The 20,419-nt window shown below is 58.1% G+C and carries 20 protein-coding genes; 10 read left to right on the top strand and 10 right to left on the bottom strand.

Going from position 1 to position 20,419, the window contains the following annotated elements; translation table 11 throughout:
* Nucleotides 1-501, bottom strand: coding sequence for a hypothetical protein (locus ACR0M2_RS01195; RefSeq protein ID WP_170375108.1), 501 nt, complete (start codon nt 499-501; stop codon nt 1-3).
* A 234-nt stretch (nt 502-735) separates the two neighbouring features.
* On the opposite strand from ACR0M2_RS01195, the gene ACR0M2_RS01190 reads away from it, so the two are divergent.
* The 5 genes from ACR0M2_RS01190 to ACR0M2_RS01170 all read left to right on the top strand — a co-directional run bounded on the left by ACR0M2_RS01190 (nt 736) and on the right by ACR0M2_RS01170 (nt 6,648).
* Complete coding sequence (locus tag ACR0M2_RS01190) at nt 736-1,704, top strand: XdhC family protein (protein WP_480703825.1); 969 nt, start codon at nt 736-738, stop codon at nt 1,702-1,704.
* On the top strand, nt 1,701-2,699 hold the full coding sequence (locus ACR0M2_RS01185) for a molybdopterin-binding protein (protein WP_480703823.1): 999 nt from the start codon (nt 1,701-1,703) through the stop codon (nt 2,697-2,699). Before ACR0M2_RS01190 ends, ACR0M2_RS01185 begins: the two co-directional genes overlap by 4 nt.
* A gap of 137 nt (nt 2,700-2,836) precedes the next feature.
* The gene (locus tag ACR0M2_RS01180; protein WP_170358232.1) at nt 2,837-3,322 is read left to right on the top strand and encodes a (2Fe-2S)-binding protein; all 486 of its coding nucleotides are present in this window, start codon (nt 2,837-2,839) and stop codon (nt 3,320-3,322) included.
* A 79-nt stretch (nt 3,323-3,401) separates the two neighbouring features.
* The gene (locus ACR0M2_RS01175) at nt 3,402-5,762 is read left to right on the top strand and encodes a xanthine dehydrogenase family protein molybdopterin-binding subunit (protein WP_480703821.1); all 2,361 of its coding nucleotides are present in this window, start codon (nt 3,402-3,404) and stop codon (nt 5,760-5,762) included.
* A gap of 94 nt (nt 5,763-5,856) precedes the next feature.
* Nucleotides 5,857-6,648: an FAD binding domain-containing protein gene (locus ACR0M2_RS01170; RefSeq protein ID WP_170348546.1), complete on the top strand. Its 792-nt coding sequence runs from the start codon at nt 5,857-5,859 to the stop codon at nt 6,646-6,648.
* A gap of 43 nt (nt 6,649-6,691) precedes the next feature.
* On the opposite strand, the gene ACR0M2_RS01165 is transcribed toward ACR0M2_RS01170, so the two are convergent.
* A complete protein-coding gene (locus ACR0M2_RS01165) occupies nt 6,692-7,591 on the bottom strand; it encodes a MurR/RpiR family transcriptional regulator (protein WP_480703819.1) in 900 nt (299 codons plus the stop codon).
* An 89-nt stretch (nt 7,592-7,680) separates the two neighbouring features.
* On the opposite strand from ACR0M2_RS01165, the gene ACR0M2_RS01160 reads away from it, so the two are divergent.
* Both ACR0M2_RS01160 and ACR0M2_RS01155 read left to right on the top strand, forming a co-directional pair.
* Entirely contained in the window at nt 7,681-8,460 is a 780-nt protein-coding gene (locus ACR0M2_RS01160) for a beta-keto acid cleavage family enzyme (protein ID WP_480703817.1), read from the top strand.
* Complete coding sequence (locus tag ACR0M2_RS01155) at nt 8,457-9,773, top strand: aspartate aminotransferase family protein (RefSeq protein WP_480703816.1); 1,317 nt, start codon at nt 8,457-8,459, stop codon at nt 9,771-9,773. The genes ACR0M2_RS01160 and ACR0M2_RS01155 overlap by 4 nt, the downstream gene beginning before the upstream one ends.
* A gap of 78 nt (nt 9,774-9,851) precedes the next feature.
* Here the strand turns inward: ACR0M2_RS01155 and infC are convergent, their stop codons facing one another.
* The 7 genes from infC to cobA form a co-directional block, all read right to left on the bottom strand.
* The gene (gene infC, locus ACR0M2_RS01150) at nt 9,852-10,313 is read right to left on the bottom strand and encodes a translation initiation factor IF-3 (protein ID WP_238528775.1); all 462 of its coding nucleotides are present in this window, start codon (nt 10,311-10,313) and stop codon (nt 9,852-9,854) included.
* A 245-nt stretch (nt 10,314-10,558) separates the two neighbouring features.
* On the bottom strand, nt 10,559-11,392 hold the full coding sequence (locus ACR0M2_RS01145) for a ferredoxin--NADP reductase (protein ID WP_170358241.1): 834 nt from the start codon (nt 11,390-11,392) through the stop codon (nt 10,559-10,561).
* A gap of 106 nt (nt 11,393-11,498) precedes the next feature.
* Nucleotides 11,499-11,906 carry a DUF934 domain-containing protein gene (locus ACR0M2_RS01140; protein ID WP_170348550.1) on the bottom strand — a complete coding sequence of 136 codons (408 nt, stop codon included), beginning with the start codon at nt 11,904-11,906 and terminating at the stop codon, nt 11,499-11,501.
* Entirely contained in the window at nt 11,903-12,664 is a 762-nt protein-coding gene (locus ACR0M2_RS01135) for a phosphoadenylyl-sulfate reductase (RefSeq protein WP_170348551.1), read from the bottom strand. Before ACR0M2_RS01135 ends, ACR0M2_RS01140 begins: the two co-directional genes overlap by 4 nt.
* Nucleotides 12,654-14,318 carry a nitrite/sulfite reductase gene (locus ACR0M2_RS01130; RefSeq protein ID WP_170358243.1) on the bottom strand — a complete coding sequence of 555 codons (1,665 nt, stop codon included), beginning with the start codon at nt 14,316-14,318 and terminating at the stop codon, nt 12,654-12,656. The genes ACR0M2_RS01135 and ACR0M2_RS01130 overlap by 11 nt, the downstream gene beginning before the upstream one ends.
* Before the next feature lie 66 nt (nt 14,319-14,384).
* Nucleotides 14,385-14,699 (bottom strand): DUF2849 domain-containing protein, encoded by a 315-nt coding sequence (locus tag ACR0M2_RS01125; protein WP_170348553.1) that lies wholly within the window; start codon nt 14,697-14,699, stop codon nt 14,385-14,387.
* Nucleotides 14,699-15,475: a uroporphyrinogen-III C-methyltransferase gene (gene cobA / locus ACR0M2_RS01120; RefSeq protein ID WP_480703814.1), complete on the bottom strand. Its 777-nt coding sequence runs from the start codon at nt 15,473-15,475 to the stop codon at nt 14,699-14,701. Before cobA ends, ACR0M2_RS01125 begins: the two co-directional genes overlap by 1 nt.
* Before the next feature lie 141 nt (nt 15,476-15,616).
* Here cobA and ACR0M2_RS01115 point away from each other — a divergent pair, with 141 nt between their 5' ends.
* Nucleotides 15,617-16,096, top strand: coding sequence for an Lrp/AsnC family transcriptional regulator (locus ACR0M2_RS01115; RefSeq protein ID WP_170348555.1), 480 nt, complete (start codon nt 15,617-15,619; stop codon nt 16,094-16,096).
* 6 nt (nt 16,097-16,102) lie between these two features.
* Here ACR0M2_RS01115 and ACR0M2_RS01110 read toward each other — a convergent pair whose 3' ends face one another.
* A complete protein-coding gene (locus ACR0M2_RS01110; RefSeq protein ID WP_480704210.1) occupies nt 16,103-17,275 on the bottom strand; it encodes a cytochrome P450 in 1,173 nt (390 codons plus the stop codon).
* Between the two features lie 47 nt (nt 17,276-17,322).
* Between ACR0M2_RS01110 and ACR0M2_RS01105 the strand changes: the two genes are divergently transcribed.
* Both ACR0M2_RS01105 and ACR0M2_RS01100 read left to right on the top strand, forming a co-directional pair.
* Complete coding sequence (locus ACR0M2_RS01105; protein WP_480703812.1) at nt 17,323-19,056, top strand: sensor histidine kinase; 1,734 nt, start codon at nt 17,323-17,325, stop codon at nt 19,054-19,056.
* Nucleotides 19,053-20,282 carry a sigma-54-dependent transcriptional regulator gene (locus ACR0M2_RS01100; protein WP_170513802.1) on the top strand — a complete coding sequence of 410 codons (1,230 nt, stop codon included), beginning with the start codon at nt 19,053-19,055 and terminating at the stop codon, nt 20,280-20,282. The genes ACR0M2_RS01105 and ACR0M2_RS01100 overlap by 4 nt, the downstream gene beginning before the upstream one ends.
* Nucleotides 20,283-20,419 lie beyond the last annotated feature (137 nt).

Here is a 20,419-nt window from a genome sequence, read left to right as displayed (position 1 = left end):
TTAGCCCAGCTGTTCTTCGTTGCACTTACGCGCCATTTCCATGGCCTTGTAGGTGCCGGTCAAATCAACGGTGAAGGCGAATTCCTTTTCCGGGAACACGATCATGACCTTTTGTTTTGCGATATCCTCAGCGAATTGGGGATCATCTGACAGAACATAGCCGCCAGAATAGCCCTTGGTAATGTTACCCTTCATGCCGGTGGCTTCGCCGACATAAACGTTGTCGCCCAGCAGAATCGCCACGGCTTCTTTTTCGCCACGCTTGATGTCGGTCTTGGCTTTGGTGAATACGCCCACATAGCCTACGCCACGATCTTCGGTCAGCCCCATCTGCACCACGTTTTCAGCGCTATCTACGGCCTCGATCAGGCAGGATTTCTTTTCTTGGTCGATGAAGACCTTCCACCCTTCAACTTCGCCATAACGCAGGAATGTGTCCGCGCTGACTGCGGTTGACGCCAACAGGGCAATTGCTGTTCCGAGTGTAAAAATGCGTTTCAAGTCTCTGTCTCCCTTGCGAAAATAAAATATGCGCATACTAGAATGCACTAGTCGCGCGTGTAAGCTAGAATCAGGCTCCGTGACAATCAATCCCTTGCGGTTATGGCGGGTATCCGGGCTAAATTGCGCCGAAGGTTCCGAACTTTGAACTCACGCACAGAGTTGATGACCGGGTTTCCTTTTCATATGGCGAAACCTGCCTATGTTGGGTCAGAACGCTGGCGGAGAGTGTTAATGGACAGATTCGACAACAGCCCGGAAACGGCCTTGCGCTGGTTCAGTGAAGGGCAGCCCACAGCTCTGGCCACAGTGGTGGAGACCTGGGGCAGTGCCCCGCGCCGTGTTGGTGCGCAACTGGTCATAGGTGCGGATGGACGGATCGAAGGCTCGGTCTCGGGCGGTTGTGTCGAAGGCGCCGTTGTGGTCGAGGCGCTGGAGGCGATCGACGAAGGCGAAGCGCGCCTGTTGGAATTCGGCGTCAGCGACGAGGACGCCTTTGCCGTGGGTCTGGCCTGTGGTGGTACTATCCGGGTTCTGGTCGAGCCGGTGGGCAGCGTGCTGCCCGAACCTATGCTGCGTGAGCTGGTTAAGGCGCGTGCCGGGCGTGACCCCGTGGCATACGAAGTGAACATCGAAACCAGTCATCGAGCCCTGCGCCGCAACGCTTATGCAGACCGGTTGCGTATGGACCGTTCGGGGTTTGAGGAAGATGGCCAAACATTCGTCGCGGTCCATAATCCCCCGCTGCGGCTTATCATTGTTGGCGCAGTACATATTGCGCAGGCGTTGGTGCCGATGGCGCGGATCGCCGGGTATGACCCGGCTATCATCGATCCTCGCGACGCTTTTGCTTCGGACGCACGATTTCCGGGCGAGAAGATTTTGACCGATTGGCCGGATGAGGCGGTGGCCAAACTGGGCTTGGACGCGCGCACGGCGGTGGTGCTGTTGACCCATGACCCAAAGCTGGACGATCCAGCCTTGGAATCAGCTTTGCAGGCGGGCGTGTTCTATATCGGCGCTCTGGGATCGACCCGAACTCATGCCAAGCGGGTGGCACGGATGAAAGAGGCCGGCTTTACCGACGCACAGATCGCCCGCATTCATGGCCCTATCGGGTTGGATATCGGGGCTGCGGGGCCTTCGGAAATCGCCGTGGCCATTTTGGCGCAAATGACAGCCGTGCTGCGAGGCAAAGCGTGAAGTTCGGCCCCGTTCCCGTCGATCAAGCTGCCGGAGCCATCCTTGCGCATTCCGTGCAGGTCCAGGACGCCAAGCTGCGCAAAGGGATCGTTCTGACGCCCGAGCATCAGGAACAACTGGCCGCCGCTGGGTATGAGGCCGTCACGGTCGCCCGGCTGGAGCCCGGAGATTGTCATGAGGACAAGGCCGCTGGAATGCTGGCCGATGCCCTGGCGCCTGATCCGAAAGCTGCCGCGCTAAGGGTGACCCAGCCGTTCACCGGGCGCGTGAACCTGTTGGCGGACGGGCCGGGTGTTGTGGTTCTAAAAGTTGAAGCGCTTGAGGCGTTCAATCAGGTCAACCCAATGATCACAGTTGCCACCGTGCCGCAACATCAGCAGATGGGCGCCGGAGGTATGGTCGCGACGATCAAAGTCATATCCTATGCCGTTCCAAGCGAGGATGTTCTTGAAGCCTCACAAGTGGCAAAGGGTGCCATCCGCCTTGCCACACCAGTTTACAAAAAAGCCGGGCTGGTGGTGACCGACATTCCTGGCGGGCCCTCGAATGAAAAAGGCATTGCCGCAATCCGGGGCCGGGTCGAGGCACTGGGGATGGAGATGACCGATGTCCGCATCGTCCCGCACCAGACGGATGCGATTGCGCAAGCTGTCTCTGAGATACAAGGCCAGGTAGCGATGATCCTAACCGGGTCGGCCACCTCGGATGTGGCTGATGTCGCCCCTCAGGCGGTGCGGGCTGCAGGTGGGCAAGTGGATCGGTTCGGCATGCCGGTCGATCCGGGCAATCTGCTATTTCTTGGCTCGCTAGGATCGCGACCGGTGATCGGGTTGCCGGGATGCGCGCGGTCACCAGCGTTGAACGGGGCCGATTGGGTGCTGTCCCGTGTCGCCTGCGGAATCAACACGACCGGAACAGACATTGCCGCAATGGGCGTGGGTGGATTGCTTAAAGAGATTCCGACGCGGCCGCAACCGCGGGCATCGCGGCGATAATTTGCCTTTCTGAGTCAACGTAATACTTATGAAGGCTACCCAAATGACCTCCTGGACAAATCGCTAAATATTTTTGTTCTCAAACAAAAATTCCCGTGTTTAACTCGGGCCAGGGAGTTTCATTTTGGGAGGAGCGAATGACACAGGTCTCAATGACCGTGAACGGAAAATCCGTGAGCGGTGATGTCGAGGGCCGGACATTGCTGTCCAGTTTTCTGCGCGATCATCTGTCGCTGACCGGAACGCATGTAGGATGCGACACTGCACAATGCGGCGCGTGTGTGGTCCATGTGAATGGCGAGGCGGTCAAATCCTGCAATATGCTGGCGCTGGAAGCTGACGGCGCAGATGTCGGCACGATTGAAGGGCAGGCCAACGACGATGGTTCGCTCAACACCATCCAACAGGCCTTTCAGGATCATCACGGGTTGCAATGCGGTTTCTGTACGCCAGGCATGGTGATGAGTACGGCGGCGTTGCTGAAAGACAATCCGCGCCCGACCGAAGCTGAAATCCGCAAGTATCTGGAAGGCAACCTGTGCCGCTGCACCGGATACCACAACATCGTCAAGGCGATCATGGCCGCGTCAGGCCAGGACGTCAGCAGCATCGCTGCCGAATGATGCCGCTACGGGCGTAAGCGAGACGCCCGTGGGATGACAAAGGGTGCATAAGCATCCGTTATTGGGAGGAGAACAAGCAATGCCCAAAGACAGTGGCATCGGAGCCAGTTCCAAGCGCCGCGAAGACGTGCGCTTTCTGACCGGAGACGGCAATTATACCGACGATATTAACGTGGCCGGCCAGGCCTATGTACATTTTCTGCGTTCCGACATCGCGCATGGACGGATCAAAAGCGTCGACACCTCGGTCGCCGAGGGTATGCCCGGTGTGGTCAAGGTATTCACCGGTAAAGATTTCGAAGGTGTGGGGGGGATGCCCTGCGGCTGGGAAGTCACCGACAAGCATGGCGCGCCTATGCAAGAGCCGCCGCACCCCATTCTGGCGCAAGGCAAGGTACGCCATGTGGGCGACCCGATTGCGGCGGTTGTCGCTGACAGTCTTGAACAGGCACGTGATGCCGCCGAGGCGATTGACGTCGACATCGAGGAATTGCCTGCCGTCATGGATATGAAAGCCGCCGCGCAGGATGGCGCGACGCTGGTTCATGACGATCTGAAGAACAACATCTGCTATGACTGGCAGTTGGGTGAGGCTGATGATGCCAAGGTAAATGAGGTTTTCGCCAATGCGGCGCATGTGACCACATTGGATCTTGTGAACAACCGTCTGGTGGCGAACCCGATGGAGCCGCGCGTGGCCGTAGCCGAATACAAGCGCAGCACGGACGAATATACGCTGTACACAACATCACAGAACCCGCATGTGATCCGGCTGCTGATGTGTGCATTTGTTCTGGGCTTGCCCGAACATAAGGTGCGCGTTGTGGCCCCGGATGTCGGCGGCGGCTTTGGCACCAAAATTTTCCACTATGCCGAAGAGGCGTTCTGCACCTTCGCCGCTAAGGCCTGCAAGCGTGCGGTCAAATGGTCGTCCAGCCGGTCCGAGGCTTTTATGTCGGACGCCCATGGCCGCGATCACGTCAGCACCATCGAGCTGGCGCTTGATGCAGATAATAACTTTGTCGGTCTGCGCACCAACACCTTTGCCAATCTGGGCGCTTATCTGTCGACGTTCTCAAGCTCGGTTCCAACATGGCTGCACGGCACGCTGATGGCGGGCAATTACAAGACGCCGGTTATTCAGGTGAACGTGAAGGCGATGTTCACCAATACGGTGCCGGTGGATGCGTACCGGGGAGCAGGGCGGCCCGAGGCGACATTTCAACTGGAGCGTGTCGTGGACAAGGCTGCGCGCGAGTTGGGCGTCGATCCGATTGCCCTGCGCCGTCAGAACTTTGTCACCCAGTTCCCCTATGACACGCCGGTGGCGCTAACCTATGACACCGGGGACTACAACGGGACGATGGACAAGCTTGAGACTGCGGCCGATCTTGCAGGGTTTGCCGCGCGTCGTGCGGAAAGCGAGGCAAAGGGCAAGCTGCGAGGTTTGGGCATCAACTGCTATATTGAGGCTTGCGGTATCGCGCCTTCGAACATCGTTGGCATGCTTGGCGCTCGTGCGGGTCTTTATGATGCGGCGACCGTTCGGGTGAACGCGACCGGTTCGATCAGTGTCATGGTTGGTGCACACAGCCATGGGCAAGGGCATGAAACCGCCTTTCCGCAGGTTGTGGCTGACATGATCGGCATTGACGAGTCGATGGTTGAGATCGTGCATGGCGATACCTCCAAGATTCCATTCGGCATGGGCACTTATGGTTCTCGTTCGTTGGCGGTTTGCGGCTCGGCCATGGTCAAAGCAACCGAGAAGGTGATCGAGAAAGCCAAGCGGATCGCGGCGCACCTGCTTGAGGCGTCCGAGGCCGATATCGAGCTGAAGGACGGTCAGTTTAGTGTCGCGGGAACCGATAAATCGGTTGCTTGGGGAGATGTGACCCTCACGGCTTATGTTCCGCACAATTACCCGCTGGAGGTCGAACCGGGATTGGAGGAAACCGCGTTCTATGATCCGGCCAACTTTACCTTCCCCGCAGGGGCCTATGCCTGTGAGGTTGAGGTAGACCCGGAAACTGGACAGGTCAGCATCGAAAAGTTCACTGCCGCGGACGATTTCGGCAACATCGTCAACCCGATGATTGTGGATGGCCAGGTGCACGGTGGTATCGGTCAGGGAATTGGCCAAGCGCTGTTAGAGAACTGCGCATATGACGAGAACGGCCAGCTGCTGAGCGCCTCCTACATGGATTACGCCATGCCGCGTGCCGATGATGTTCCGTTCTATGCGGTCGACCACTCCAGCCAAACGCCCTGCACGCACAACCCGCTGGGTGTCAAAGGCTGTGGTGAGGCTGGCGCGATCGGTTCGCCGCCCGCAGTGGTGAACGCGGTGCTGGATGCGCTGAACTCGGGTGGCAAGGCGGTGGATCACATCGACATGCCAATGAGCCCATCGCGCGTTTGGGCGGCGATGAACAGCTGAGTGGTTTGGGGTGCGAGGGGCTGCCCCTCGCGCTCTCCGAAATAATTACAGCCAGATGAAGGGCGGTTCCGCGCCTTTCGGAAAGGAAGACGAAATGTACAATTTCGAGTTTGAGAAACCCTCGACCATTGCGGATGCGGTTGCTGCTCTGGCGGTTGAGGATGCCCAAGCCCTAGGAGGCGGGCAAACACTGATTCCGACGCTCAAACAACGGCTGGCGGCACCTTCCGCTCTGGTCTCGCTGAGCGGGATTGCCGAGATGAAGGGTGTATGTGTCGACGACGACGGCTCGGTGTCGATTGGGGGAGCGACAACACATGCAACCGTCGCGGCAGAGGCGGCGGGCAGCTATCCTGCACTGGCGGCGTTGGCTGGTCAGATTGGTGACCCCGCGGTGCGCAATCGCGGCACCATTGGCGGTTCGGTTGCCAATAACGATCCAGCAGCTTGCTATCCGGCGGGCGTTTTGGGGTCGGGCGCGACAATTATCACCAATACGCGCCAGATTGCGGCGGATGATTTCTTTGAAGGGATGTTCTCGACCGCACTGGATGAAGGTGAGATCATCACCACAGTCCGGTTCCCGGTGCCACAGGCGGCGAGCTACCAGAAGTTCCTGCAGCCTGCGTCGCGGTTTGCACTGGTGGGTGTCTACCTTGCACGTTTTGCGGATGGGGTGCGCGTTGCTGTGACCGGCGCCAGTGAAGACGGTGTCTTCCGTTGGTCCGAAGCGGAGGAAGCTTTGAACAAAGAGTTCAGGGCCGATGCTCTGATGGATCTACGTATCAATCCGGCAAACATGATCGGTGATCTGCATGGTAGCAAAGAATACCGCGCGCATCTTGTCGGTGTCATGACAAAACGGGCCGTCGAAGCCTGTATGTGAATGGTAGAAAACCCTTGAAGCCTCGGCCGCAAGTCGGGGCTTTTTAGGTACGGCGTAGTCTTGGAGGTTTTGAAGGCTGCCAATACGCACCGGTGTCTTCGCGCGCTTTTTGATAGGCGTCTAACCGTTGACGGGCAGCTTCACCTCCTGCGTCGAAAAGTTGACCCAGCAGGCATTCCAGTACGGCCATTGCGCCGGCGAAACAGGAAAACGGATGCAGGGCGCGGGTGCTGACGGTGAAGGTAACATCAGGCTCGATCCCAGGTGCGATCACGTCACTGTCCGAGATCAGGATCAGGCGCAGCCCCTGTTGCTTCGCAATTCGCATCGATTGGATTGTATCTGCCGAGTAGGGATGAACAGTGATGGCGATCAGGCAATCCTGTTGGTCCGCATCCAATAGGTCGTCAGTTGCGGATCCCACATGGCGCGGCACCAGCTGAATGCCCGGATGCGCCATGCGCCCTGTATAGGAAAAATAGTAGGCCAGCGCATAGCTGGCGCGCGTGGCCGTCACGAAACACCGGTGAGACCTGGTCATGTACTGGATGGCCTCGCGCACTTTATCGGGTTTCATGAGGCGCAGCGACCGTGTGACGACGTTCTGTTCGTTCTGTACCAGTTTGGCTTGGTAGGAGCCAAAGGTATCCTCGGATTGCAGGGCGCTCAACCAATCTTGTCCCAGATCGCTTTCCCTGTCGGTAACCAGAGCATTTCGGAATGGGGTGCGGAAGGCCTCGAAACCATCGAAACCCATGCGTTGCGCCAAACGAACCAGAACATTCGAGCTGACGCCGATCCGGGTGGCTGTGGTACGGATCGGATCAATGCCGAAATCTCCGGGGTAGTCGATGATGTATTTGGCAGCAGCTTGCAGGGCAGCTGGCATCTGTTCAATCTCTTGACGCAGATGGTCGATGATCTGGGTTGGTGTGCTGTTCATAGCTGTAAAAAAACAAATGTTATGCAATTAGCAAGTAAAAAACAATTTTTGGCAGATTAGATAGGGCAAGTATTAGCCGAGGAATGTGCATGTCGGACTCGCAATCAAAAATCCAAACTGTTGGACGGCCCTATGTTCTTGTCGCCCCAAATGGTGCGCGGCGTGGGGCGTCGGATCACCCGGAATTGCCGGTATCCACTGATCAGATTATCCAGACCGCACGCGCCTGTTTTGCGGCGGGCGCGAACGGATTGCATCTGCATATCAGGGATGCGGAGGGGCAGCATTCTCTGGACGCTGGTCAATACCGGGAAACGATGGCCGCGCTGCGTCAGAGTGTACCCGGGCTGGACCTGCAAATCACGACCGAGGCCGCGGGCGTGTTCGATGTGGTCGCCCAGTTTGCGTGTCTGGAGCAGGTGTGCCCGGATTGGGCGTCGATTTCCATACGGGAGATTGCGCGCTCGCCTGAATTGGCTGATCGGGTTTACGGCCTGTGTGCCGCGCAGGGGACGCGGGTGCAGCATATTCTGTACGATGCTGACGATGCCGACTTGCTGGTGCAATGGCAAAAGGCCAAAATTGTGCGTGAAAATCAGGCGGAGTGTATTTTTGTTCTGGGGCGCTATACGGCCGGCCAGCAATCTACCCCGCAGGACCTGGACAGATTTCCCAAAGGGTCGTCGCCATGGATGGTGTGTGCCTTTGGCGCGCATGAACATGCCTGTCTGGCATACGCTGCTGGGCAGGGCGGGGACGTTCGCGTCGGGTTTGAAAACAGCCTGACCGATGAGAGCGGAACCCTTTGGAAAGACAATGCCGCGTCGGTGTCGGCGCTTGTTGCCAAGTTGGAAGGGGCAGTCAAATGAGTCACGTATTTCCGCGTCACACAAAATCAGATCTGCCGGTCGCGGCTGGTGGGGACGGGTGTTACCTGATTGACGCGCAGGGCCGCCGCTATCTGGATTGTGGTGATGCTGCGGTGTCGTGTCTGGGGCATTCCAATCCATCCGTCATCCGGGCAGTGCAGGAACAGGTCGAGCAGATCGCCTTTGCGCATACCGGGTTCATGACCTCGGAACCGGCCGAAGCGTTGGCGGATTTGCTGGTCGAGCATGCTCCGGGTGACTTGGACCGGGTGTATTTCATTTCGGGTGGATCCGAGGCGACCGAGGCTGCGATCAAGCTGGCGCGGCAGTACTATTTGGAAATTGGCCAGCCTGAGCGGCGACATGTAATTGCCAGGCGGCAGAGCTATCACGGGAACACTCTGGGGGCTTTGTCAGCCGGAGGCAACGCGTGGCGGCGGGCGCAGTTCGCACCGATGCTGATCGAGATGACTCATATCGCGCCCTGCTATGAATACGCGGAGAAACCCGACGGCGAGAGCAGCTTTGACTACGGTCAGCGCGTGGCCAATGAGCTTGAAGCCGAGATCCTGCGGCTGGGCCCTGATACCGTGCTGGCGTTCATGGCCGAGCCGGTTGTTGGCGCAACCTTGGGCGCGGTGCCAGCGGTTGAGGGGTATTTCAAACGCATCCGCGAAATCTGCGACCAGTATGGTGTGTTGTTGATCCTGGATGAGGTGATGTGCGGCATGGGTCGGACCGGGCATCTGTTTGCCTGTGATCACGATGGGGTTGCCCCGGATATTCTATGCATCGCCAAAGGGTTGGGCGCTGGATACCAACCCATCGGCGCGATGATGTGTACCGCACAGATTTTTGATGCGATCCGCAATGGGTCTGGTTTTTTTCAGCACGGCCACACCTATATCGGCCATCCGGTCGCGACAGCGGCAGCCCTGGCAGTTGTCCGCGAAATGACACAACGCGATCTGCCTGCTCGGGTGGCGGTCATGGGTCAAAGGGTCCAATCCAAACTTGAGGCTGCTTTGGACCAGCATCCGAATGTCGGAGATATCCGGGGTCGGGGATTGTTCCGGGGCATTGAACTGGTGGCGGATCGTGACACCAAGACACCGCTTGACCCCGCGCTTGGGGTGGCTGGCAAGATCAAAAAGGCCGCGCTGGCCGAAGGCCTGATCTGCTATCCCATGTCTGGCACACGCGATGGGCTGCTGGGGGATCACATCCTGTTGGCACCGCCCTTCATCATCGAAGACGCGCAGATTGATGAGATGGTCAGCAAGCTGAGCAAGGCTATTGCGTCCGTGATCTAGCGGTATGGGACAGCGCGCTTGCAATGAAAAAAGCCCCCTTATGAAAAGGGGGCTTTGATCATTCATTCTGTGAGAACTTTATTTCTGTGGCAGAGGCCCGATCATCATGATCATCTGACGGCCCTCCATTTTGGGCATGTTTTCGATCTTGCCCAGATCCTTGACGTCTTCGGCCACGCGTTCCAACAACTCACGGCCCAGGTTCTGGTGCGCCATTTCACGACCACGGAAACGCAGGGTGACTTTGACCTTGTCGCCGTTTTCAAGAAACTTGAACACGTTGCGCATTTTCACATCATAATCATGCGTATCGGTGTTGGGTCGGAATTTGACCTCTTTCACCTCGATGATTTTTTGCTTTTTGCGTGCTTCGCTTTCGCGTTTCTGCTGTTCGTACTTGAACTTGCCGAAATCCATGATCTTGCAGACAGGCGGGTTCGCATTGGGCGAGATTTCAACCAAATCAAGTCCGACATCGGCGGCCATTTGCATTGCTTTGGCGGGATGAACCACCCCGACGTTTTCACCTTCGGCGCCAATCAGGCGAATTTCGGGGGCACGGATCTTATCATTGACGCGCGGGCCGGTGTCTCGCTGCGGCGGCGCGTTGTGAGGTCTGCGAGCTATTGGTTCATTCCTTTGATGATTGCAGAATTTCGAGCCCGAAATTTAGACTGCTGCGCGGCCCGTTTCAAGCGCCATCCGCGCGGAAATGGCTGAAATTCACAGGTTTGCAGCGGGTTTATGCGCGAGCCACGGTAATTCCAGCGGCCCGCGACAGAAGATCAGCCCACAAAGGCCTTTTCGATCACGAATTCCTTGGGTTCGGAATTGGCGCCTTCGCGCAGGCCGAACTCTTCCAGGATCGCCTTGATGTCCAGGTTGAAGGCCAGCGAACCGCAGACCATGGCACGGTCGGTGTCAGGGTTGATGCCGCCTTCGATGCCCAGATCGGCAAACACGGTCCCGTCCTTCAGCAGGTTGGTGATGCGGCCCATCTTGGGGCTCTCTTCGCGGGTCGTGGTGGGGTAATAGCGAATCTTGTCGGCAAAGCCTTCACCCATCAATTCGGCCAGCATCTCGTCCTGACGGATGCTTTCGATCAACTGACGGCCGTATTCCAGTTCCGCCACTTCGCGGCAGGTGTGTGTGATGATGACCTCGTCATAATCCTCATAGGTCTGCGGCTCGCGCAGCAGCGAAGCGAAGGGGGCAAAGCCGGTGCCGGTGGCGAAGAACCACAGGCGTTTGCCAGGCAGCAGGGCGTCATGGACCAGCGTGCCAACGGGTTTGGGCCGCAGGATGATCTGGTCACCTGGCTTGATGTGCTGCAGTTTCGAAGTCAGCGGGCCGTCCTGCACCTTGATCGAGTAGAACTCCAACTCTTCGTCCCAAGATGGCGAGGCGATGGAATATGCGCGCAACAGCGGCTTGCCGTTGTCGCCCAACAGGCCGATCATCACGAACTCACCCGAGCGGAACCGCAGCGAGGCAGGGCGCGACACCTTGAACGAGAACAGGCTGTCGGTCCAGTGTTTGACGTCGGTTACGGTCTGGGCGTCCGGCAGAACGGGGGCCTTCACGGCGGTTGCTTCGGTCACGGGCTTCATCTCTGTCATGGTTTCACTGTCGGTCAGCGTGACCGGCATCTCCGTTTAAACGTTGTTTCAAGGCAGGAAAAGGGGACAGTTTGCCCCCTTTAGTCACAAGCTGGCGATTGCGATCTCAGCCGCGCAGGCGGTCCTGATAGTGGTGATCTTTCCAGTTGGCGCGGGCCAGCCACTGATCTTCGGTCTGACGATTAGCAAGCGCGTGATCGATTTCAACCTCGTCAAAGCCACTGCGGCGGGCCATCGCGTATTGGTCGGCCAGCACATGACCCTTGGCACGCAGGCGACCGGTGTAACCTTTCAGGCGCAGGACACGCGCAATGGTGAAGCCGCGACCATCGGCCGAGGATGGAAAATCTACACGCACCATTTTGGCGTTGCCTAGGCGGTCAAACAACTCATCCGGGTCCGTATCCGAGGCCACGTCAAGTGCGACCACATCATTGGCCGCATCTTCCAGTGTGACAAAGCCATCGGTCCAGTCATCGGGGGCGAACCCCGTATCCGTTACGATTACGTTCATGTTTTTTCTCCTGCGCGCACCATCTTACCATCGACAAAATGGATGCCGCATTCTTCCTTGTTCTGATCGCGCCAACGTCCGGCGCGGGGATCTTCGCCCTCTTTGACCGGCGAAGTGCAGGGCGCACAACCGATCGAAGGGTATCCTTTGGCCACCAGCGGATGCCGGGGCAGGTTGTTCTCTTCCATATAGGCGCGCACATCTTCGGGCGCCCAATGGGCCAGCGGGTTGACCTTGATCCGACCGGTTCCGTCCTCGACCTCAAAGAAATCCAGAGCGGACCGCGAGCCGGACTGGAACCGTTTGCGCCCGGTAATCCAGCCGTCGAATCCCGCCAGCGCCTTTTGCAGTGGGAAGGTCTTGCGCAGGTTGCAGCACGCATCCATGTCGTTCAGCCGCAAAGCACCGTATGGGTCGTCACGCTCAAGGTCTTCGTCCTCGGCCCGAATGATGCGGACATTCGACAGGCCCAAACGCTCGCTCACCTCCTGCTGGTATTCCAGCGTTTCGGTAAACAGCATTTGCGTATCCACAAACAAAACCGGTGTGGCCTTGTTCACCACAGCCGCCATATGCAGCAGCACAACCGATTCAGCCCCAAAGCTTGAGACCAGAGCAAGCTCGTCGATCTCTTCAATCGCGCCGTGCATCACATCATGAGCGCTGTGATGGCGGAACTGGGCGTTCAGTGCTTCGACCTGTTCGGTCAGTTCAGCACGATCTTTACCCAGTTCCGTCTGGATTAGGTCAAGCGGCATTGGCCTGCGCCTCGGGGTAGAGGGCAGCCTTGAATGGTGCCATTCCTACCCGGCGATAGGTTTGCAGGAATTCTTCCTCTGCGCTTTCGCGTTGCTCAAGATACGTGTCCACGATGCGTTCCACGGCAGGCACGATTTCGTCATAGGCAAAGCCGGGACCCGTGCGATCGCCGATGGCCGCGTTCTCGGTGCCGTCGCCACCCAGTGTGATCTGGTAGTTTTCGACGCCTGCGCGATCCAGACCCAGAATACCGATATGACCAACGTGGTGGTGACCACAGGCGTTGATGCAGCCCGAGATCTTGATCTTCAGGTGGCCGATATCATGCTCAAGCTTGAGGTCATCAAAGCGAGTCGCTATTTCCTGGGCAACAGGGATTGAGCGCGCTGTCGCCAGGGCGCAGTAGTCCATGCCAGGGCAGGCGATGATGTCGCTGATCAGGCCGATGTTGGCGGTCGCCAGCTCGTACTCTTTCAGCTTCGCGTGGATCGCGGGCAGGTCCGACTTGTGGACGTGCGGCAGGATCACGTTCTGCTCATGGCTGATGCGCAGCTCGTCATAGGCAAACTCTTCGGCCAGATCGGCCATCACGCGCATCTGCTCGGCAGTCGCGTCACCCGGTGTCGCGCCGTGTTTTTTGATCGAGATCGTAACAATCGCATGATCCGCGTTCTTGTGCGGCGCGATGTTGGTGTCGACCCACGAGCGGAAGACCGGATCGTTGGTATAGGCGCTTTCAAACGACGCAACCGAACCTTCGCGGAAGGCAGGCGGGGCGAAGTGGCCCTTGATTTCCTCCAGCAGGGCCATATCGGCCCCTTTGAACTGCGAGCGAACCTGCAGGAAGCGCTCGTTAACCTTCGCGCGAATTGCGTCAATGCCGTGTTCATGCACGGTGATCTTGATGCGCGCCTTGTACTTGTTGTCACGGCGGCCGATCTGGTTCCAGACGGAAACGGTGGCTTCGAGGTAAGCCAGCAGATCGTCAAAGGCGACGAATTCGGACAGTTCCTTGCCAATCATCGGCGTGCGGCCCAGACCACCACCCACGATGACGCGGGCACCCAGAACGCCGTCACGCTCGATCAGTTGCAGGCCAATGTCATGCGCCTTGATCACGGCGCGGTCCTCTTCCGAGCCGGTGATGGCAATCTTGAACTTACGCGGCATGAACTGGAATTCCGGGTGGTCGGTGGACCACTGGCGCAGAAGTTCGGCATAGGGGCGTGGATCGGCGACCTCATCAGCCGCGGCGCCGGCAAAATGGTCGGCTGTCACGTTGCGGATGGTGTTGCCCGAGGTCTGGATGGCATGCATGCCAACCTCGGCCAGCGCGTCCAGCATATCCGGAACGTCGTTCAGTTTCGGCCAGTTGTACTGAATGTTCTGGCGGGTGGTGAAATGGCCATAGCCCTTGTCCCATTTCTCGGCCAGCAGAGCCAGCTGGCGCATTTGCGCACTGGACAGCGTGCCGTAAGGGATCGCGACGCGCAGCATATAGGCGTGCAACTGCAGATACAGGCCGTTCATCAGGCGCAAGGGCTTGAATTCATCTTCGGTCAGCGAACCGTCAATGCGGCGCTCGACCTGGGCGCGGAACTGTGCGTTACGCTCTGCCAGAAAATCGTGGTCAAATTCGGAGTAGCGATACATGTCTAGCTGTCCTTAGTTGCAGCCCCGATACCAAGGGGCCTTGAAGGGGAGAGAGTAGGCCAGAAGTTAGGCCCGGGGCTGCGTTGCTGTTTCCTGCTTGCCGTGGGCATAGTTTGACGGGCCGGTACGGCGGAAATCCTCGCGGAAATGGGTGGGTTCGGGGCCGGTTGCGCCAGCGACGGCATCCGCCAGATAAGCACCGACAATCTTGTTGGCCTGGCGTTGGGCATCCAGCAAGCGAACCTGCGCATGTGCTTCGTCAGTGATCAGTTCCGCTTCGCGCAGATCACGCGACCAGCGGTCGTCCTCGGTCAGGTAAATGACGTCACCTTCCAACAGATCGTTGGCGGTGACCACTTTGGGGGTAAAAGCGCGGGCCATCAGGCGTGCTCCTTCTTGAATTCGGTCAGGGCCTGGGCCGCTTGGCGCGGGGCGAGGCCATAAAAGGTCAGGGCGGGGCCGTCCATTTCAGCGGCGGCCAGGTCATTGGGCAGTTGGTCCAGATTGGTGGCCAGAATGCGTTGATCGGGGCGCGAGGCATTTTCGACCAGCGTCACCGGCGTGTCCCGGTCGGCACCGTGCATGATCAGGCGGCCCTGAATGAAGCGGGCGGATTTCTTACCCATATAGATCGCCGCAACGGAACCAGCACTTGCCAGCGCCGTCCAGTCGTGATCGGCAAATCCTTTCATGTCATGGCCGGTCAGGATGCGCACGGACGAGTTGCGGCCACGGCGGGTCAGGCTTTGACCAATCCCGGCGACGGCTGCCGACGCAGCAGTGATGCCAGGCACGATTTGCCAGGTGATGCCTGCGGCCTCAACTGCTTCGATCTCTTCATCCAGGCGCCCGAAAACGGTCGGATCGCCAGACTTCAACCGTACCACGCGCTGACCTTTCAGAGCGTAATCCACAAGCAGGGCATCAATGTCTTCCTGCTTCCATGACGGACCAAACCCTGCCTTGCCGACATCGACCAGAACAGCGGTCTTGCCAGCCAGTTCCAGAACCTCGGCGCTGATCAGGCGGTCATGCAGTACGACGTCAGCGCGCGCGAAGGCTTCCAGCGCCTTGAGCGTCAGCAATTCCGGATCGCCCGGACCCGCGCCGACAAAGTCGACGTGCCCTGTGCCATCATATGAATGCGTAAACTGCATGTTCTGTTCCGCTTGGTTTGACTTGACCTGCAATATAGGAAATATTCCCGGTATTGCGCCATATGGGCGACCAAATAAGGACAAATGTTCTTCTGGCATCGCCAATTGGGACGCTGGTTTCGAAACAAAGGGAAAATTGGAATGTCGGTGCGGATAGATGACACGGATCGGAAAATTTTGGCCGAGCTACAGCGCGATGCCAGCCAATCGCTGGATGAAATAGCCGCCCGTGTCGGCAGCTCCAAGACCCCCGTCTGGAATCGAATCCGCAAGCTGAAAGGGGCCGGAGTCATCGGTCAGCAGACCGTTTTGCTGGACGCCGAAGCGCTGGGGTTTGAGGCCACATTCTTCGTTCTGATCCGAACCTCGGAACACGAGGCCGAATGGCAGCGCAAGTTCCTCAAGGCCCTGCGTGACCGGCCCGAAGTGCAAGAGGCACACCGACTGGCCGGTGACATTGATTATATCCTGAAGGTGCGGGTCAAAAACGCGCGGGCCTATGACGTCTTCTATCAGACCCTAATTTCCGAGGTGCGCGTGCATAACGTGACCGCCTTGCTGTCGATGGAAGAGATCAAATCCACCACAATGCTGCCGCTGAATGCGCTGATCGAAAGCTAAAACCGCTTAGAGGTGAACCATCAACCGGGTCAGCCCGTGGAAATGATAGGTATTCGAATACTCCGGTTCGTCGACCAAACGCATCTCTGGGCATCGGTCGAACAACGCTTGTAACGCAATTCGCATCTCTAACCGGGCCAGTGGGGCACCGACGCAGAAATGCAACCCGCCACCGAAACTGGTATTGGTAACAATCGGGCGCGAGGGGTCAAAGTGCCCTGGATCGCTCCAGATCAAAGGGTCACGGTTTGCGGCACCCAGTAGCAGGGCAACCTCTTCTCCACGTTTGAAGTCGTGGCCGAAAACCTCAACATCTTCATACGCATAGCGCGTGAACATATGCAGGGGCGGATCGTAACGCAGGATTTCCTCGACCAACCTGTCCGGATCACAAGTTCGGGGATCAAATCCTAGTTGCAGAACCGTTTTCACACCGTTGCCCAATGAATGAACCGTCGCCTCATGTCCCGCATTCAGCAGCAATATGCAGGTGGCGACCAGTTCATCGTGCGAAAGCTTTTCACCCTCTTCCTCGGCCGCGATCAAGCGGGTGATCAGATCGTCCTGGGGATCGGTCCGGCGCTGTTCGATATAGTCAGTGAGGAAAAGTGTAAAATCACGCGCGGCGTCTGCGGCTTTGTCCTCGGTCTGGCGTGTCCGGCTGGCCTGATACATTGCCACCATGGCATGCGACCATTGTAACAGATCCGGCGACATTTCTTCGGGTACACCCAGAAGACGGCAGATGGTGATCACGGGAACCTGCGTGCAAAACGCGTCCAGCAGGTTGAAAGGCGTACCAGGGAATTGGTCGATCAAGCTGTGGCTGAGCTCTTGGATGGAAGGTTCCAACGCGACAATCGCGCGCGACGTAAAGGCGCGCATGACCAGTGCGCGCAACCGTGTGTGGCGGGGTGGTTCAGCCTCAAGCAGGGAATGCGCCTCGGTCATCAACCAGGGTGCCAAGTGGTCGGGCCCTGGGCGTTGCAGTTCGGTGGGAACCTCCCGACCAAAGCGGCGATCTTTCAGGAAGGCCTGTACAGCCCGGTGCGAAACTGCTGCGACCTTTTGGTAATCCTCCCAATATACAAGGTCCCCATGCGCACGGACGGCGTCATAGAACGGATAGGGGTTTTGAAAAAAATCCGGTTCGACCGGGGATTGGAACACCGTCTTCATGCTCGGCAGACTTGCCATGTGGTCCGTCGAATGCAAGACCCTAAGTCATGCAAAGGGTTTGGTTGATCTTGGGTTTTCTGTGTGCCGTCGGGCTGTTGTCCGCCGGGGTGTGGTCTTATGGGTATCGGCAGGCGCTGTCGCAGCTGAGTGAAAAGGCCGAAGCAGATCTTGAATTGGCTGCAGATCGGCTCAGTACTCAGTTGCAGGTGTATCAGGAGCTGGCCGTTCTAATGTCAGGTCACCCTGAATTGCGCAACCTGAACAATCCTGTGGATTTGGCTGTTGCCCGTGCCTTGTTGCTGGAGGTTGCTGATAAAACTGCGGCTGTCGATGTTTTGTATGCAGATGCTTCGGGGCGCGTTTTGGCGGCAGCGCATGACGTTGTAGGCGGCAATGTTTCGGGTCAACCTGCGTTCGAACGTGCGATGCAAGGCGCATTAGGCAGTTCCCACGGCGTCCTGCCCAAGATGGGAAGCCGGATTTTCACCTACGCTGCGCCGGACTTTGCACCCAATGGTAAAGTCTTAGGCGCTTTGATCGTCATCGCCGATGTCGAGGGTATCGAGCAGACTTGGCGCGGTAGCACCGAAGCCGTATATTTTGTTGATCGCACCGGATTGGTATTCATTTCCAACCGATCAGAATTGTTGTTTTGGCAACGCACTGAGGGGCAATTGGGATTGATCCCTCCGGGCGGCGAAAAGGTGGTGTTTTCCGAAACCCGCCTTGGTTCGTTCGAGTTATGGCAGCTGGGGTGGGGGCCATACCTGCCGCAGCGCGCCTTACATCTCAGTCGGGATTTGCCGGTGATCGGTATGACGGGCGAAGTGGTCATGGATGTGGCCCCCGCACGGCGTCTGGCCGGTTTGCAGGCGGCTACAGTTGCGGCGATCTGCCTGGCCTTTGGCGCCCTGCTTTTTCTGGCGACCGAGCGCAGGCGTACCCTGGCCGAGGCCAATTCGGAACTTGAGATTCGCGTCGCCGAGCGCACCCATGCTCTGACGGCGGTCAACACTGCTTTGCGCCGCGAGGTTCACGAGCGGCAAGAGGCTGAGGCCGCGTTGAAACACGCGCAGGAAGAGCTTATTCAGGCCGGCAAACTGAGCGCCCTGGGTCAGATGTCGGCGGGCATAAGTCATGAATTGAATCAACCTCTGATGGCAATCCGGCAATTTGCTGACAATGGGGCTGCGTTCCTGTCGCGAGGCCGCGCAGAAAAGGCTGGCGAAAACCTGACACGCATTTCTGATATGGCCGCCCGGATGGCGCGGATCATCAAAAACCTGCGCGCTTTTGCCCGCAATGAAAGTGAACCAATGGGCAAGGTCGATCTGGTGCAGGTGATTGACACGGCTGTGGAGCTGACCGAAGCGCGCCTGCGTGCCGAGAGCGTCACGATGGAATGGCATCCCCCGGAAACGCCGGTATATGCGTGGGGCGGGGAAGTGCGACTGGTTCAGGTCTTTGTAAACCTGATCAACAACGCCGCAGACGCGATGAGCCAGCAGGATGATCGGCTTATTCGAATTGCAATCAACAACGGAAAGAAGCTGACTGTTACTGTGCGAGATATCGGGCCGGGCATTGAAAACACGGAAAAACTGTTCGAGCCGTTCTACACGACAAAGGCTGTTGGTTCGTCCGAAGGGATGGGTCTTGGCCTTTCGATCTCGTATGGTCTGGTACAGAGTTTTGGCGGTAACATTCGGGGGTCCAACGCCGGAACAGGTGCGATGTTTACGGTCGAGCTTGAATATTACCGGGAAGATAAAGTGGCATGACGCGCAAGGTTCTATTGGTCGATGATGACGCCGCCGTTCGCGAGGCATTGGCGCAGACGCTGGAATTAGCAGAATACCATCCGGTCACGGCGGGGTCGTTTGTGGCGGCCAAGGACCACATTCGCGATGATTTTCCGGGTGTGATCGTTTCGGATATCCGCATGCCGGGGCGGGACGGGTTTCATCTTTTGAACTACGCGAATGAGGTCGACCCGGAACTGCCGGTTGTTCTGTTGACAGGCGAAGGGGATATTCCCATGGCAGTGCGGGCCATGGGACAGGGCGCTTTCGATTTTCTGGAAAAACCCTGTGCGGCTGCAGACCTGCTTGAGGTGTTGAATAAGGCTTTTGCTGCTCGCGCTCAGGTTCTGGAACGGCGAGCCTTGAAGAACGAACTGATGCGCGGAGATCCGGCCGCGCGGTTGCTGTTCGGTCTATCCGCACAGGCCGAAGCGTTGAGAGAGCGTGTTCGGACCGTCGCCCCCACCGGGGCCGAAGTGCTGGTTACCGGGCCCGCAGGCAGCGGGATTTCGAAAGTGGCCGAGGTCGTTCATCTGATGTCGCCACAGGTTCAGGGCTCATTCGTGAAACAGCCGTCATCGGGTTTGACGCCTGAGGCGCTGATCCAGGTCTGCGAAGATGCCGCGGGGGGATCACTGTTTTTGGATGAGATTTCAGCTATGCCAGAGGCCACTCAGTATGCCGCGCTGGAGTTGGTCGAGCAGGGCGTGGGCGCGCGTATTTTGGCGGGCACAACGGCGGATTTGGCCGCACTGTCTGCTGAGGGGCGGTTTCATGCGGACCTGTTTTATCGCTTGGATGTGATGCGCGTGCGCATTCCGTCTTTGGCGGAACGGCCTGAGGATATTCCGGTGATCTTTCGCCACTATGTGGCTCAGGCCGCCGAACAGTCGGGCATTGCGGAACCCGAGATAACTTCGGATCATCTCGCCACGCTCATGGTCAGAGAATGGCCAGGGAACGCGCGATCCTTGATGTCTGCGGCGATGCGGTTTGTTCTGGGGATGCCCGAAGAGGTTTCACAAGCCGTCGACTTGGGGCTGAGCGAACAGATGGCGCGAGTTGAGAGGTCATTGCTGATTGCAGCGCTGGGGCGGCACAACGGCAAGGCATCAGAGGCGGCAAAGGCGCTGAAGCTGCCGCGCAAAACCTTCTATGACAAACTGGCCAGATATCAGATTCGCCCAGAGGATTACCGCAGGTAGTCGCAGGTTCTCCCGCCCCCTTTGACCGCATTATCATGCGGTTAAAGGCGTTGGGCAGGGCAGCCCGCTGGCGCGGGCTGCGGTTGGATCAAGCCAAGAGAGACCTGATTCTTTCGAAGTGATTCGAGAGAAGTGCG

The sequence above is a fragment of the Ruegeria sp. BE10 genome, assembly GCF_056538905.1.
The sequence above is the reverse complement of the archived record's forward strand: the minus strand, read 5'-3'. Positions and strand labels throughout refer to the sequence as shown.

What these genes read in the sequence shown, in the direction of transcription:
- ACR0M2_RS01160 (WP_480703817.1), top strand. Translation starts at nt 7,681, where the DNA reads ATGTCGGACTCGCAATCAAAAATCCAAACTGTTGGACGGCCCTATGTT.
- ACR0M2_RS01190 (WP_480703825.1), top strand. Translation starts at nt 736, where the DNA reads ATGGACAGATTCGACAACAGCCCGGAAACGGCCTTGCGCTGGTTCAGT.
- ACR0M2_RS01130 (WP_170358243.1), bottom strand. Translation starts at nt 14,318, where the DNA reads ATGTATCGCTACTCCGAATTTGACCACGATTTTCTGGCAGAGCGTAAC.
- ACR0M2_RS01110 (WP_480704210.1), bottom strand. Translation starts at nt 17,275, where the DNA reads ATGAAGACGGTGTTCCAATCCCCGGTCGAACCGGATTTTTTTCAAAAC.
- ACR0M2_RS01140 (WP_170348550.1), bottom strand. Translation starts at nt 11,906, where the DNA reads ATGAACGTAATCGTAACGGATACGGGGTTCGCCCCCGATGACTGGACC.
- cobA (WP_480703814.1), bottom strand. Translation starts at nt 15,475, where the DNA reads ATGCAGTTTACGCATTCATATGATGGCACAGGGCACGTCGACTTTGTC.
- ACR0M2_RS01125 (WP_170348553.1), bottom strand. Translation starts at nt 14,699, where the DNA reads ATGGCCCGCGCTTTTACCCCCAAAGTGGTCACCGCCAACGATCTGTTG.
- ACR0M2_RS01155 (WP_480703816.1), top strand. Translation starts at nt 8,457, where the DNA reads ATGAGTCACGTATTTCCGCGTCACACAAAATCAGATCTGCCGGTCGCG.
- ACR0M2_RS01135 (WP_170348551.1), bottom strand. Translation starts at nt 12,664, where the DNA reads ATGCCGCTTGACCTAATCCAGACGGAACTGGGTAAAGATCGTGCTGAA.
- ACR0M2_RS01115 (WP_170348555.1), top strand. Translation starts at nt 15,617, where the DNA reads ATGTCGGTGCGGATAGATGACACGGATCGGAAAATTTTGGCCGAGCTA.
- ACR0M2_RS01170 (WP_170348546.1), top strand. Translation starts at nt 5,857, where the DNA reads ATGTACAATTTCGAGTTTGAGAAACCCTCGACCATTGCGGATGCGGTT.
- ACR0M2_RS01165 (WP_480703819.1), bottom strand. Translation starts at nt 7,591, where the DNA reads ATGAACAGCACACCAACCCAGATCATCGACCATCTGCGTCAAGAGATT.
- ACR0M2_RS01180 (WP_170358232.1), top strand. Translation starts at nt 2,837, where the DNA reads ATGACACAGGTCTCAATGACCGTGAACGGAAAATCCGTGAGCGGTGAT.
- ACR0M2_RS01105 (WP_480703812.1), top strand. Translation starts at nt 17,323, where the DNA reads ATGCAAAGGGTTTGGTTGATCTTGGGTTTTCTGTGTGCCGTCGGGCTG.
- ACR0M2_RS01145 (WP_170358241.1), bottom strand. Translation starts at nt 11,392, where the DNA reads ATGACAGAGATGAAGCCCGTGACCGAAGCAACCGCCGTGAAGGCCCCC.
- ACR0M2_RS01100 (WP_170513802.1), top strand. Translation starts at nt 19,053, where the DNA reads ATGACGCGCAAGGTTCTATTGGTCGATGATGACGCCGCCGTTCGCGAG.
- ACR0M2_RS01175 (WP_480703821.1), top strand. Translation starts at nt 3,402, where the DNA reads ATGCCCAAAGACAGTGGCATCGGAGCCAGTTCCAAGCGCCGCGAAGAC.